This is a genomic window from Actinomadura sp., assembly GCF_044508335.1.
Lineage (GTDB): Bacteria > Actinomycetota > Actinomycetes > Streptosporangiales > Streptosporangiaceae > Spirillospora.
Genome location: NZ_JBIQHY010000121.1, coordinates 1 through 13,036, shown reverse-complemented (window position 1 = coordinate 13,036; position 13,036 = coordinate 1). Strand labels below are relative to the sequence as shown.

Sequence of the window (13,036 nt, the reverse complement as noted above, 5' to 3'; positions counted from 1 at the left end):
CGTGGTTCTTGTCCTCGCCGTGGTTCTCGTCCAGACCGTCCAGGGCGTCCAGCCAGGCCAGTACCGCGTCATTGTGCTCGCCGAGCAGCGGCGGCGCGGTGTGCTCGCGCGGCGCCGCGCCGTCGAAGCGCAGCGGCGGCCCCGGCAGCTCGATCCGGCCGAGCTGAGGATGGTCGACCTCGATGACGAGGCCCTGCGAGCGCGTCTGCTCCCACTCGTACACCTCGTCGATCGACCGGATGGCCCCGGCGGGGATCCCCGCCTCGTCCAGGCGTGCGAGCCAGGCTTCGCGCGTGTCTCCCTGGAGGACGCGCTCGATGTCGGACGTCAGCTCCGGCCGCCGTGCCGCGCGGTCCGGGATCGTCGCATAGCGGGCGTCGTCGGGATCGAGGCCCACGATCGGCGCGAACCTGCGCCAGAGGTTCTGGTTGGCGACGCCTATCTGGATCTGCCCGTCCTTGCAGCGGAACGTCCCGTACGGCGCGATCGACGGATGATCGTTGCCGACCGACTCGGGGACGTCGCGGGCGACGGTCCAGCGCGTCCCCTGGAACATGTGGGCGCCGACGACCGAGGCGAGCAGCGACGTGCGGACGACCGTCCCGCGCCCGGTCCGGTCCCGCTCGTAGAGGGCGGCCAGGACGCCGGTGACGCCGTTGTGCGCCGCGAGGATGTCGGCGATGGACAGCCCCACCTTGCTGGGCGTGCCCGGCGGGCCGGTCACGCTCATGATCCCCGCCTCGCCCTGGACGATCGCGTCGTACCCGGGGCGTCCGCCCTCCGGGCCGTCGTGGCCGAACCCGGTGATGGACAGGACGACCAGGCCGGGGTTCAGCTCGTGCAGCCGCTCCACCGGGAAGCCGAGCCGGTCGAGGACGCCCGGGCGGAAGTTCTCCACGAGCACGTCGGCGTGCCGGACGAGCCGGGTCAGCGTGCGCCTGCCCTCCTCGGCCTTCAGATCGAGGGTGATCGACTCCTTGTTCCGGTTGACCGACAGGTAGTAGGTGCTGACCTGGTCGTCCCCCGCGAACGGCGGGCCCCAGCCGCGGGTCTCGTCCCCGCCGCCCGGCTGCTCGACCTTGATGACCCTGGCGCCGAGGTCGGCGAGCGTCATGGTGGCCTGCGGGCCCGCGACCACGCGGCTGAGATCGACGATCACGACGCCTTCGAGCGGTCCGGGCAAGGACGTCCTCCTTTGCGGGTGGGGCACCTGGAAGTATGCCGTCCGTGCCGCACACCACCCAGACCTACTCCGCGCTCGCGGCCCGCCTGCTGGCGCTGCCGCCGTCGTGCGGCCCGGCGCGGCTGGTCGCCGTGGACGGGCCGAGCGGCGCCGGCAAGTCGACGTTCGCCGGCCACCTGGCCGAGGTGCTGGTCGGCGCGCCCGTCATCCGCTCGGACGATTTCCGGGTGCCGTGGGATGCCGACCCGCTGACCTGGTGGGAGCCTCTGCGTGCGACCGTTCTCGACCCGCTCCGCGAGGGACGGCCGGCTGTACTCCGCCGTTACGACTGGCGCCATGACGTCTACGGCCCGGAAGAGGAGATCCCGCCGCCGCCCGTCCTCATCACCGAAGGCGTCGGCGCGGCCTGGGGCGGGTCGCCCGCCGCCTACCGCATCTGGATCGACGCCCCCCACGACCTGCGCCGCGCCCGGGCTCTCGATCGCGACGGCCTCGCCTACGCGGACGCCTGGGACGCCTGGGCCGTCCGCGAACAGGCCCACTTCACCGCCGACGGGACGCGCGGACGCGCCGACCTGCTGGTGGACGGCACCACATTCACCCAGCACCGCTTCTTCACCCTATAAAGGTTTACCGGGTACGTAGAGGTTTCACCGGGTCTACAGAGATGTTGTGACCTCCGCGCGCCGGGCTTGAGGTGTTCGCGCGTATCCGGGTTCACACGTCATCGGAGTCTCGCATGTACGGGGATAGCGGAGCCGGAGTTCGTTGTTCTGATGTTCTACGGACCCGCGTCTGTAATTTCCGTTCTGGATTCCATGCGCGTTCTCTGAGCGAAGTATCGAGTTCGCCGAATTGTGGTGGGGGCGGCGCTGCGTACGGGGCCGCCCCTCCAAAGTCAAGGGCGCTTCGCGTCGCTTCGCGATGGCCTCCGGCCACCCTTGACTTCGGAGCCTCTGCGGCCCCTGAGTGCAGCTTTCGTCGGGCAGGCTCCGCCTGCCCTCTGCCCGACGCGCCGCCCCCACCCGTCCAGGCGGGAGCCGCCGCACACCGTATTAACGAATGCCCGATTCGAGCACTTTTTTGAGTGTTTGCCAGATTGGCGATTCGGCCTCAGATCATATTCTTGATATTCGCCGTCGGGACGCAAATGTGCCGTCGATCAGGTAGTATTTGGATATGAGCTCAGTTGCGCTCGACCTCGATACGGCGTCCACCATGGAATTGGTGAACGCCGCGTCGGCGATCGCGGCTGAACTCGCTCGTCGCAATCCACCGGAATCGGCTGCGGCCTGTATGGAACTCGCGGAGACGCTCGCCACCGCCGGTGACATGCAGGAGGCCGCCCTCACTGGATTCGTCGGCGTTCTGGATGCGGGCCGGGAAGTGCAGCGCTGGGGGTTTCCTTCCACGCGTGCGTGGCTGCGGTCCCGGCTCGGGATGCGCGAGTCCCGCGCCAAGGAGCGGCTGGCATTGGCGCGGCAGCGGCACCGCCTCACCGAGGTCACCGCCCGCTGGGCCCGCGGCGAGTTGTCCCTCGGCTATGCCGCCACGATCGCCGGCGCGGTCACCCGGCTGGACGACGACGATTGCGCCGCCGCCCAAAGCATCCTCTTGGACATGGTCGACCAGGGCTTCTCGGCCGGAAAGGTCGCCTCCTTCGGCAAGCGCATCCGTGACGTCATCGCCGAGCGCGACGGCGCTGAGCACGCCGACCCCGACACCCGGCGCGGCTACGAGCGGTCCTGGATCGACTCGACGCGTTCGCTTGACGGCGGCCGCTACATCAAGGGCTGGCTGAACGCCGAAGACGCCGCCATCTGGGAAGGCGCGCTCGGCCCCCTGGCCAAGCCCGCGGGCACCGACGACCGCCGCGACCTGTCCGAACGCACGGCCGCCGCACTCAGCTCCGTCCTGTCCGGCGGCCACCGCGCCACCAAGGTCACCGTCATCTGCGACCTCGACACCCTCACCGGTGGCCAGGCCCCCGCGCGCCTCACCGACGGCACCCCGATCCCCGCCGCGCAGGCCCGCCGCATCGCGCTCAGCGCGGGCGTCTCACCCCTGCTGCTGGGACGCGGCCACACACCCCTCTACCTCGGTCACAGGGTCCGGTTCGCGACCGGCCCGCAACGCCGAGTCCTGGAGACCCTCTACCCGACCTGTGCGGTGCAGGACTGCGAAGTCCCCGGGACGTTGTGCGAAGTCGACCACGTCAGCGGCTGGGCCCTGGGCTCCCCCACCGACATCGACCGGCTCGCCCTGTGCTGCGGATGGCACAACCGCTTCAAGCACGCAAACCCGGAGCGGCTCCACATCACAAGGGAAGAAAACGGCCGCTACACCTACCGGGTGCACCCACCCGGAGTCAGCCCGCCCGGGGAGGCCGAGCCTCCCCCGGCGCAGGCAGCTTGATCACGGGTCTACGCTCGGGCCATGGCCGGCACCGACCACATCGCGGTCAACAAGGCGCTCTGGGACGAACGGGTGCCCATCCACGTTGCCAGCGACTTCTATGACGTCGCGGGCTTCAAAGCCGGTGGTCTCGCCCTGCGCGACTTCGAGTTGGCCGAAGTGGGGGACGTCGCCGGGCTTCAACTGGTCCACCTTCAGTGCCACTTCGGCCTCGATACCCTCTCCTGGGCTCGACGCGGTGCGCGGGTGACCGGCTTGGACTTCTCTGAGAAGGCCATCGAGGCGGCCCGCGCGCTGGCGGACGAGACACGGCTACCGTCCCGCTTCGTCGCCGCAGACGTGTATGACGCACCCGCTGTCCTCGGCGAAACGTACGACGTCGTCTACACGGGCCTCGGTGCCCTGTGCTGGCTTCCCGACGTCGGCCGATGGGCCGAGGTCGTCACATCGCTCCTGCGTCCGGGCGGGTTCCTCTACCTCGCGGAGTTCCACCCCTTCGCCGACACCCTCGACGACGAAGAAGGCCGCACGGTCACCTACGACTACTTCGCTGAGGGACCCCAGATCTGGGACGAGCCCGACGCTGGCAGCTACGCCGACCCGCAGGCCCCCGTCCAGCACACCCGCTCAATCGAGTTCACCCATGGGTTGGGCGAAGTGGTCACGGCATTGGCCACCGCAGGCTTGCGCATCGACTTCCTGCATGAGCACGACTTCACGCTCTGGCAGCGCTACTCCATCCTGGAGCGGGACGGCACCGCCTACCGGTCTCCCGAAGGCCGTCCGCGCATCCCCCTGATGTACTCCCTCCACGCCACCAAGCCCTCCCCCTGACCGGTCAGTCCCCCTTCGGCCGCCGCCCGCAACTGGAGCATGCAAGATCGAGTTACACCGATGACCGGACCCCACAGGGACTGCTAGAGGAAGCGGCGGATCGGGGTGATCGCGAGTTCTTTGGCGCGTTGGGTCAGGGGGCGGCGTGTCCAGCGCTTGGGGTCTATCTGTTCGCTGCGGGTCAGGTCCGCGTCGAACTGGGCGTCCAGTGTCGCGGTCAGGTCTTCGTCGATGACGGCGAGCATGACCTCCTCGTCGTGGTCGAGGGATCGCCGGTTGAAGTTCGTCGAGCCGAGCAGGGAGACCTTTCCGTCCATGGTGATGGTCTTGGTGTGCAGCATGGACGGCTGGTATTGGTAGATGCGCACGCCGCAGCCCAGGAGCGTCTCGTAGTGGCGCTGGCTCGCCAGGCGGCTCACTCGCTTGTCGGCGTGCGGGCCTGGTAGGAGCAGTTCCACCTCTACGCCGCGGCCGACCGTTTCGCACAGCAGGTCGACGAAGTAGGAGTCGGGGGCGAAGTAGGCGGTGGCCACCCGTAGCCGCTGCTCCGCCAGTTGGAGGACCACCCTGAAGAGGGTCTGCATGTCCTGCCAGCCGAGGCTGGCCGAGCCCCGCACCACCTGCACCACGGCGTCACCGGCGGGTTCGTGGACGCCGAAGCGGTCGCGGTCGTCGAACAGCGCGTCGTCGACCTCGGCCCAGTTCTGCGCGAACGCGGCCGCGATGCCGTCCACCGCGGGTCCGCGCACGCGGAAGTGGCTGTCGCGCCACTCGTTCTCGTTGCGGGCGTCGCCGCACCATTCCTCGGCGATGCCGACTCCACCGGTGAACGCCGTCTTCTCGTCCACGACCAGCACTTTGCGGTGGCAGCGGTGGTTCTGCTTGAACGGCGAGCGGGTGACGGGCTTGCGGAACCATCTGACCGTGACGCCCGCCTGGTCCATCTGGTCCAGTAGATCCTTTTCGATCTGCCAGCTGCCGATGCCGTCCAGGAGCAGGCGGACCCGCAGGCCGGCGCGCGCACGGTCCGAGAGCGCGTCGGCGAACCGGCGAGCGATGTCCCCGCGCCAGTACACGTAGGTCATCATGTCGATGGTGTGGCGTGCTCCGGCGATCTCGTCCAGCATCGCGGGGAATATCTCGTCGCCGTTGATCAGAGGGGTCACGGCGTTGCCCTCCGTCGCGGCGACGCCGATGAGCCGCTCCAGGGACCGGCGGATCCGGTGCGCGCGGTCGACCGAGGGGGTGGTCTCAGGTTCAGCCGGTCGTTGCTGGGGGACGGTCATTCCGGCCTCTTCTCCTTGCAGTGCCGTCGACGGCCGGCCTCGCGTGGCGCAGCCGGTCGTCTCGGCGGGGATTTGTCCCCCGGTCGGCGTGTTTCATGCCCCGCCGGTGGCCTCGTTCGCGGTCGAGGGGCGGCGCGCGTCGCTGATGTTCCGCTACTGGAAGCAGCACGACCCCGACCGCGTCTTCACCGAGCTCGCCGCCGGCCGCGAACCCGGACGGTGAGGCCGCCCAGGCGGGGCTGAGCGCCGGGCGGCGCTTCCACCGGCGACCCGGCTTCCGCCATTGCGGCGGGGTGTGGTCGCGATCACCGGCCGGACCGGGCTGGACCCCGTCTTCGGGGGCGCGCCCGACTTCGACCTCGAACTGATCGAGCACCGCACGCTGGACGGCGGCATCCAGGAACTCATCTACCGTCCCACCCTGCATCCCTGACAATGGCGGGCCTGGCCTTCGACAAGCCTCCGGAGGCGGCCGCCTGGCGGCACCTGGACGCCCGTGACGGGTTCGAAGTCCTCCAGGTGTCCTCCCTGCGCGACGGGTGGCGGCTGCACGGCACCACCGCGGCGGTCGAGGACGGTGTGGCCTGGGCCGTCCGCTACGTGATCCAGGTCGATGAGCGGTGGCGTACGCGCACGGCCCGGATCTCGCATCTGCTCGACGGCGGCCCCGGCGAGGTGACGCTCGAGCAGGCCGATGGACGATGGCTGGTGAACGGCAGGCCCGACCCCGGACTTGACGGCTGCCTCGATGTCGACCTGGAGTCGTCGGCCATGACGAACACGCTGCCCGTGCACCGGCTGGACCTCGCCGAGGGGGCGGCCGCCGACGCGCCGGCCGTCTACGCGCGGGCCGCCGACCTGGCCGTCGGGCGTCTGGAGCAGACCTACGCGCGGGTCGCCGGCGGTCCGGGGCGGCAGCGCTACGACTATGCGGCCCCCGCCTTCGGCTTCACCGCACTCCTGGTCTACGACGGCTCAGGGTTCGTCGTCGACTACCCCGGACTCGCGGTGCGCTGCGCCTGACGCCCGCTCCAGGGCGTCGACATCGGCGTGGGAGCGGCCGCCGGAGAGTTCGGGGTAGCCGGGGCCCCTGTCGAAGAAGGGGACGGGGCCGCGTTCGGCGCGCAGCCGGGCGCGCAGGGTCGCCGTCGCCTCCTCGTCCACGGCGCCGCCGGTGAGGACCACGCCGTAGTCCCCGCGGGCGCCTTCGACGGAGACCTTGCCGTCGCGGACGTCGTCGGCCACCCGGGACGGGTCGCGGTTCAGCGGGTCGCCCCAGCCGCCGCCCCCCGTCGTGCGGATGCGGATGGTCTGGCCCGCCTTGACCGGATGGTCGTCGACCAGGCCCTCCATCTCCTCGCCGTCGATGTCGACGCGGAAGGGGCGTCCCGCGCGGCCGCCGTTGACGCCCCAGCACGACAGGATGGAGCGGTCGGCGATCGACATGTAGCGGGCGTCGCGGAGCATCCGGATGTGCTTGTCGTAGCCGAGGCCGCCCCGGAACTCCCCCGGGCCGCCGGAGTCGACGGCGAGGCCGAGGCGCTCCACGATGAACGGCCAGCGGGCCTCGGCGAACTCGGCGGGGATGTTGCGGGAGTCGGGGACGACGTGGATGGCGTCCTCCCCGTCGGCGTAGTAGCGGCCGCCGGAGCCGCCGCCGAGCACCTCGCGCATCAGGTACGGGCCGCGGTCGTCCTCGCCGTACACGCCCGTGTAGCGGATCGTCTCCTGGTCGGCGGGCATCCGGCCGTTCGTGGCCTTGGCGAGGACGCCCGCCAGGACGCCCAGGAGCCGCAGGATGACGAAGGTGCGGGCGTTGGTCGGGGCCGGGAAGACCGGCGTGAGGAGCGTGCCCTTCTCCGGGAAGCGCATCTCCATGAGCGGGACGACGCCCTCGTTGACGTCGAGTTCGGCGGCCCGCTCCGGGGTGTCGGCCAGGTTCCGCAGGACGGGGGCCAGCCACTTCTTCAGGAACACGCCGTCGGCGTAGTCGCCCGCGTGGTTGATGGGGCCCTTGGCCTGGGGCGATGTGCCGGTGAAGTCGATGACCAGGGGCACCGCGGCGGACTTGTCCACGGTCAGCGTGATGCGCTGCGCGTGCAGGCGGGGCGGGTCCACCCCGTCGTGCTCGGCGTAGTCCTCCCACGTGAACGTGCCGTCGGGGATCTTGGCGAGCAGTTCGCGGCGGAACGTCTCGGTGGTGCGGTCGATGATCGCGTCGAAGCACGCCTCGACGTCGGCGCGGCCGTAGCGGGCGAACAGGTCGCCGAGGCGGCGGGCGCCCATCAGGCAGGCCGAGCACTCGGCGTCCAGGTCGCCGGCGAGGGAGTCGGGCATCCGCGAGTTGCGGGTCATGATCGTCAGGGCCGCCTCGTTCGGGACGCCCCGGTCCCACAGCTTGATCGGCGGGACCATCAGGCCCTCCTCGAACGCGCTGCGGGCGTGGCTCGGCATCGAGCCGGGGACGGCGCCGCCGATGTCGTCGTGGTGGCCGAACGCCTGGACGAACGCGACCACCTCGTCCCGGTGGAACACCGGGACGGTGACGCACAGGTCGGGCAGGTGGCCGATGCCGCCTTCCGACAGGTACACGTCGTTGTGGAAGAACACGTCGCCGGGGCGCATCGTCTCCGGCGGGAAGTCGCGCGCGACCGGCTGGACGAGCGCCGAGTAGGAGCGGCCGGTCAGCTTGCGCAGGCGGCGGTCGTGGACGCCGGCGCGGAAGTCGTGCGCGTCCCGGATCATCGGGGACCGGGCGGTGCGGGCGATGGCCGTCTCGACCTCGCGCTCCACCGAGGCGAGCGTCCCCTCGACGATCTCCAGGAGGATCGGGTCGATCACCGTGTCACCACCAGGTTGCCGTAGCCGTCGAGCCGCGCGGTGAAGCCGGGGTGGAGAGGCAGGGTGGAGCCGAACTCCTCGATGACGGCCGGGCCCTCGATCGCGTCGCCGGGGGCGAGCTTCTCCCGCCGGTAGATCGCCGTCTCCTCCCAGGCGTCGAAGTAGACGCGGCGGGCGCCGGCGCGGGCGCGGGACGGGTCGCCGTCGCCGCGCGGGCGCTCCGCCAGGCGCGGGCGGTCGATCGGGCCGATGCCGGAGACGCGCAGGTTCACCCACTCCACCGGATGGCGCGGGTCGTCCCGGTAGCAGTAGCCGTAGAGGGCCTCGTGCGCGTCGTGGAACCGGCGGACGACCTCCGCGCGGAACGCCTCGCCGGGCGGCCCGGCCGGGGCGGGCACGCGGACCTCGAACGCCTGGCCGCAGTAGCGCAGGTCGGCGGAGCGGGCGAAGCGGCGCCGCCCCTCCGGGAACCCCTCGCGGGCGAGCGCGCGGGCGGCCTCGCCTTCGAGGTCGGCGTAGACCTCGGCGAGGAGCGCCGGGTCGAGTTCGGCGTCGCGGACGACCCGCGTCCGGACGTAGTCGTTCTTCACGTCCACGGTGAGCAGCCCGAACGCCGACAGGTTGCCCGGGTTCTCCGGGACGACGGCCGCCGGCAGGCCGAGCACGTCGAGGAGCCGGCAGGCGAGCAGCGGCCCGGAGCCGCCGAACGCGACGAGCGGGTAGTCGCGGACGTCCAGGCCCCGCTTCACCGTGATCTGCCGGATCGCGTTGGCCTGGTTCCACGCGGAGATCTCCAGGATCCCCGCGGCGGCCCGTTCGACCGGCAGGCCGAGATCGCCGGCGAGCGCGTCGAGGCCGCGCCGGGCCGCCGCCACGTCCAGCGGCACCTCGCCGCCGAGCAGGTGCGGCGGGATGCGGCCGAGGACGGCGTGCGCGTCGGTCACCGTCACCTCGGCGCCGCCGCGCCCGTAGCAGAGCGGCCCCGGGTCGGCGCCCGCGCTGCGCGGGCCGACCTTCAGCGCGCCCTCGGGCGAGCGCCACGCGACCGAGCCGCCGCCCGCGCCGACGGTCACGATGTCGATCATCGGGATCTTGACGGGGTGCCGGCCGATCGAGCCCTCGGTGGTGAGGGTGGGCTCGCCGTCCAGGACGACCGCGACGTCCGTGGACGTCCCGCCGCCGTCCAGCGTGACGACGGAGCCGTGGCCGCTGTGCGAGACGACGAACGCCGCGCCCAGCGCCCCCGCCGCCGGGCCCGACAGGACGGTCGTGATCGGCTGCCGCGCGACCTCCTCCGCCGACAGGACGCCGCCGTTGCTCTTCATCACCAGCAGCCGGGTCGCGACGCGCTCGGCGATCCGCGCGAGGTAGCCGTTCATCGCGGGCTTCACGGCGGCGTCCACCAGCGTCGTCACCGACCGCTCGTACTCGCGGTACTCGCGCAGCACCTCGCACGACAGCGACACGACGGCGCCGGGGTGCTCGCGGCGCAGCACGTCCCGCATCGCCAGCTCGTGGGACGGGTCGGCGTAGGAGTGCAGGAAGCACACCCCGATCGCGCGGATGCCCCGCTCGCGGAACCAGCGGGCCGCCGCCACCGCGGACTCCTCGTCGAACGGGCGGATCTCGGCGCCGGTGTGGTCGAGCCGCCCGCCGACCGTCCGCACCCGGTGCACGGGGACGATCCGGGGCGGCTTCACCCAGAAGTAGCTGTTGCCGTACCCGTCCGGGACGCTCTGCCGCGCGATCTCCAGGATCGACTCGAACCCCTCGGTGGTGATGAACCCGAGGTCGTCGATCCGGTCTTCGAGGAGCCGGTTCGTCGCGACCGTCGTGCCGTGCGACAGCGCCGCGACGTCGTCCGGTCCGGCGCCGAGCAGGCCGAGCACCTTGCCGACCCCGTTCGCGAACCCCTCCGCCGGGTCGGCGGGCGTCGACGGGGTCTTGGTGGTGACGAGCGCGCCGTGCTCGTCCAGCGCGACGACGTCGGTGAACGTCCCGCCCGTGTCGATGCCGATCCGCAGCCGCCTCGCCATGGTGAAGGGTCTACCGGACGGCGGCCACCTGCGAAACCGTCGCAATGTGACAACGGGCGCGTCGTTCTTTGGTGAGAGCGCATAGGGCTAGGCTGAGCCTTTTCCCGACAGACGTTCCCGACAGACGAACCGTCACGACATAGCTGGAGCCCTTCCATGGCGCTTGAACGCCCCGAGATCGACTTCCCCGAGGGACGGCCGCCCGAGTACCTCGACATCACCGACATCACCGAGGGCGACGGCCCCGAGGCGGCCAAGGGGTCGCACGTGTCGATGCACTACGTGGGCGTGTCGTGGTCCACCGGCGAGGAGTTCGACGCGTCCTGGAACCGCGGCTCCACGCTCGACTTCCAGCTCGGCACCGGCCGCGTCATCAAGGGCTGGGACATGGGCATCCAGGGCATGAAGGTCGGCGGCCGGCGCAAGCTCGTCATCCCGCCGCACCTCGCCTACGGCGACCGCAGCCCGAGCCCCGCGATCAAGCCCGGCGAGACGCTCATCTTCGTCGTCGACCTGGTCGCGGTCGGCTGACCCCTCGCCTCCGCCGGGAGGCACCGGCGGACGATCCGGGCGGGCGACCCGCGGGTGAGGACCCGCCCGGATGCCCGCCGCCGATGCACGTCGCTCATCCCGGCGAGGTTCGCGGCGAGGTTCGCGGCGCTGCCCATCGGCCGGCCCGGTCCGCACCGGCGCCGCCGGGGGGCGGCGCGGGCGGCGCGGACGTGACTCAGCCGGACCGCCGGGCGCGGCGGCCGAGCAGGTAGCCGAGCGCGACGCCGGCGAGCGCGACGACGCCGCCGGAGACGAACGCCGCCACCATCGGCGGCGCCGCGGACGAGGGGCCCGGCGGGGCCGCGGCGCGTCCCGGGTAGACCGCGCCGCCGCCCGCCGGGACGGCGGGCGGCGCGGGCTCCGCCGCGGCCGCGGGCTCGGCGGGCGCTACCGCCGCGGTGCGGGCGCACAGGTCGCGTTCGACCGCGGCGAAGAACTCCCCGGCGGTGCGCTTGGCGACGCTGCCCAGCATCCGCTGCCCGACCCCGCCGACCATCCCGCCGACGACCGCGTCGGCGTCGTAGTCGATGCGGGTCGCGCCGCCGCCGTCCGACAGCCGGACGCGGACGGTCGCGTCCACCGTGCCCGGCGCGCCCTGGCCGCGCGCCTTCAGCACGAACGAGCGCGGCGGGTCCGGGTCGGCGAGTTCCACCTGGCCCACGTAGGTGCCCTGGATCGAGGCGACGCCCGCGGTGACCGTCATCCGGTAGGTGTTCGGGCCGGTCTCCTCCAGGGAGCTGCACCCGGGGATCGTCCTGGCCAGGACGGCCGGGTCCTGGAGCGCGTCCCAGACGCGGTCGAGCGGCGCGGCGACGCCGGCACTGCCGTTCAGCTGCATGTCCCGACTGTAGAGAACGCCGCCGCCGCGCCGAACGGCAACATCTGCCGAGTACACGCCGATGTTTGGGCAGAGCACCCCGAAGGCCGGTGCAAATGATCAAATGTGTCGGGAGGTTCCGGTCCGGCGCGAACCCCGGCGGCGGCCGGCGCGTCAACCGATGCGGGACCCACAACCGAAGACCCCCCACCGAAACGGAGTACGCGGCCGATGCGAGGGAAGACGCCCGTGATCGCCATGGTTGCCGCCGGAGTGCTCGGCGTGGCGCTGGGCGGCTGGCCCGCCGTGGCCGCGCAGGTCGGCGACTCGGGACCGTCCATGCGGACGCAGCTCGCCTCGGTGCTCGGCGACAAGACCTGGGCGACGCCGAAGCCCGGGTCCTGGACGATGCCGAAGCCGGCCCCCAACGGCCTGCCCGCGGTCATCAACCACATCGAGACGCAGGATCGCGTCGTCTTCCTCACCATCGACGACGGCTACACCTACGACTCGGAGTTCGTGGACCTCGTCCGCAAGGAGAAGGTTCCGATCATGACGTTCCTGACCTCGACCTACATCAAGGGGCAGGGGCAGTACTTCTGGGCGATGCGCAACGCGGGCTCGCCGATGGAGAACCACACCGTCGACCACCCGAACATGGCGACGCTCAGCGCCGAGGCGCAGAAGAAGCAGATCTGCGGCGCGTCGGACGCCATCCAGGCGCAGTACGGCCGGCGGCCCGAGGTCTTCCGCCCGCCGTTCGGCAGCTACAACCAGACCACCCTGCAGGTCGCCAAGGAATGCGGCATCAAGTCGGTGCTGCTGTGGTCGGCGGAGTTCTACAACGGCACGTCCGGCCCGGGGGTCGGGTACAACGGCTTCGCCCGCGGCGACGGCGGCAAGGGGTTCAAGCCCGGCGACATCATCCTGATGCACTACCGCAAGGGGCTGGCCGGGGAGTTCAAGATGATCCTCGGCTGGATCAGGCAGGCCGGGTTCCGGCCCGCCGCCGTGCAGAACTACCTGCCGAAGTCGCTCGGCGGCAACGTCCCCGACAAGCCGTCGCACGCCT

Annotated in this window: 12 protein-coding genes; 7 read left to right on the top strand and 5 right to left on the bottom strand. The window is 71.6% G+C overall.

All coding sequences use genetic code 11. From position 1 onward, the window contains the following. Nucleotides 1-1,183 (bottom strand): CaiB/BaiF CoA transferase family protein (locus ACIWVC_RS28870; RefSeq protein ID WP_396451336.1); only part of this gene is annotated, 1,183 nt, incomplete at its 3' end. A 35-nt stretch (nucleotides 1,184-1,218) separates the two neighbouring features. Here ACIWVC_RS28870 and ACIWVC_RS28865 point away from each other — a divergent pair. From ACIWVC_RS28865 to ACIWVC_RS28855, 3 genes are all read left to right on the top strand, one after another. Next, nucleotides 1,219-1,809, top strand: a complete 591-nt coding sequence (locus ACIWVC_RS28865; protein ID WP_396454817.1) for a uridine kinase — start codon at nucleotides 1,219-1,221, stop codon at nucleotides 1,807-1,809. A gap of 553 nt (nucleotides 1,810-2,362) precedes the next feature. Then, nucleotides 2,363-3,598, top strand: a complete 1,236-nt coding sequence (locus ACIWVC_RS28860) for a DUF222 domain-containing protein (RefSeq protein ID WP_396454816.1) — start codon at nucleotides 2,363-2,365, stop codon at nucleotides 3,596-3,598. Nucleotides 3,599-3,619: 21 nt separating this feature from the next. After that, on the top strand, nucleotides 3,620-4,432 hold the full coding sequence (locus tag ACIWVC_RS28855; protein ID WP_396451342.1) for a class I SAM-dependent methyltransferase: 813 nt from the start codon (nucleotides 3,620-3,622) through the stop codon (nucleotides 4,430-4,432). A gap of 83 nt (nucleotides 4,433-4,515) precedes the next feature. Here ACIWVC_RS28855 and ACIWVC_RS28850 read toward each other — a convergent pair whose 3' ends face one another. Continuing rightward, on the bottom strand, nucleotides 4,516-5,718 hold the full coding sequence (locus ACIWVC_RS28850) for a phosphatidylserine/phosphatidylglycerophosphate/cardiolipin synthase family protein (RefSeq protein WP_396454815.1): 1,203 nt from the start codon (nucleotides 5,716-5,718) through the stop codon (nucleotides 4,516-4,518). Nucleotides 5,719-6,013: 295 nt separating this feature from the next. Here ACIWVC_RS28850 and ACIWVC_RS28845 point away from each other — a divergent pair, with 295 nt between their 5' ends. Together ACIWVC_RS28845 and ACIWVC_RS28840 are read left to right on the top strand one after the other, a co-directional pair. Further along, nucleotides 6,014-6,151 (top strand): hypothetical protein, encoded by a 138-nt coding sequence (locus tag ACIWVC_RS28845; RefSeq protein ID WP_396454814.1) that lies wholly within the window; start codon nucleotides 6,014-6,016, stop codon nucleotides 6,149-6,151. 2 nt (nucleotides 6,152-6,153) lie between these two features. Beyond that, the gene (locus tag ACIWVC_RS28840; RefSeq protein WP_396454813.1) at nucleotides 6,154-6,741 is read left to right on the top strand and encodes a putative glycolipid-binding domain-containing protein; all 588 of its coding nucleotides are present in this window, start codon (nucleotides 6,154-6,156) and stop codon (nucleotides 6,739-6,741) included. Here the strand turns inward: ACIWVC_RS28840 and ACIWVC_RS28835 are convergent. Together ACIWVC_RS28835 and ACIWVC_RS28830 are read right to left on the bottom strand one after the other, a co-directional pair. Beyond that, complete coding sequence (locus ACIWVC_RS28835) at nucleotides 6,694-8,559, bottom strand: hydantoinase B/oxoprolinase family protein (RefSeq protein ID WP_396451347.1); 1,866 nt, start codon at nucleotides 8,557-8,559, stop codon at nucleotides 6,694-6,696. The genes ACIWVC_RS28840 and ACIWVC_RS28835 overlap by 48 nt on opposite strands. Beyond that, entirely contained in the window at nucleotides 8,556-10,595 is a 2,040-nt protein-coding gene (locus ACIWVC_RS28830; RefSeq protein ID WP_396451348.1) for a hydantoinase/oxoprolinase family protein, read from the bottom strand. Before ACIWVC_RS28830 ends, ACIWVC_RS28835 begins: the two co-directional genes overlap by 4 nt. Before the next feature lie 156 nt (nucleotides 10,596-10,751). On the opposite strand from ACIWVC_RS28830, the gene ACIWVC_RS28825 reads away from it, so the two are divergent. After that, nucleotides 10,752-11,126: an FKBP-type peptidyl-prolyl cis-trans isomerase gene (locus ACIWVC_RS28825; RefSeq protein WP_396451350.1), complete on the top strand. Its 375-nt coding sequence runs from the start codon at nucleotides 10,752-10,754 to the stop codon at nucleotides 11,124-11,126. A 196-nt stretch (nucleotides 11,127-11,322) separates the two neighbouring features. On the opposite strand, the gene ACIWVC_RS28820 is transcribed toward ACIWVC_RS28825, so the two are convergent. Next, on the bottom strand, nucleotides 11,323-11,985 hold the full coding sequence (locus ACIWVC_RS28820) for a carbon monoxide dehydrogenase subunit G (RefSeq protein WP_396454812.1): 663 nt from the start codon (nucleotides 11,983-11,985) through the stop codon (nucleotides 11,323-11,325). Nucleotides 11,986-12,222: 237 nt separating this feature from the next. Here ACIWVC_RS28820 and ACIWVC_RS28815 point away from each other — a divergent pair. Further along, the coding region (locus tag ACIWVC_RS28815; protein ID WP_396451356.1) for a polysaccharide deacetylase family protein at nucleotides 12,223-13,036 on the top strand (814 nt) is incomplete at its 3' end.

What these genes read in the sequence shown, in the direction of transcription:
- ACIWVC_RS28865 (WP_396454817.1), top strand. Translation starts at nt 1,219, where the DNA reads ATGCCGTCCGTGCCGCACACCACCCAGACCTACTCCGCGCTCGCGGCC.
- ACIWVC_RS28860 (WP_396454816.1), top strand. Translation starts at nt 2,363, where the DNA reads ATGAGCTCAGTTGCGCTCGACCTCGATACGGCGTCCACCATGGAATTG.
- ACIWVC_RS28855 (WP_396451342.1), top strand. Translation starts at nt 3,620, where the DNA reads ATGGCCGGCACCGACCACATCGCGGTCAACAAGGCGCTCTGGGACGAA.
- ACIWVC_RS28850 (WP_396454815.1), bottom strand. Translation starts at nt 5,718, where the DNA reads ATGACCGTCCCCCAGCAACGACCGGCTGAACCTGAGACCACCCCCTCG.
- ACIWVC_RS28840 (WP_396454813.1), top strand. Translation starts at nt 6,154, where the DNA reads ATGGCGGGCCTGGCCTTCGACAAGCCTCCGGAGGCGGCCGCCTGGCGG.
- ACIWVC_RS28830 (WP_396451348.1), bottom strand. Translation starts at nt 10,595, where the DNA reads ATGGCGAGGCGGCTGCGGATCGGCATCGACACGGGCGGGACGTTCACC.
- ACIWVC_RS28825 (WP_396451350.1), top strand. Translation starts at nt 10,752, where the DNA reads ATGGCGCTTGAACGCCCCGAGATCGACTTCCCCGAGGGACGGCCGCCC.
- ACIWVC_RS28820 (WP_396454812.1), bottom strand. Translation starts at nt 11,985, where the DNA reads ATGCAGCTGAACGGCAGTGCCGGCGTCGCCGCGCCGCTCGACCGCGTC.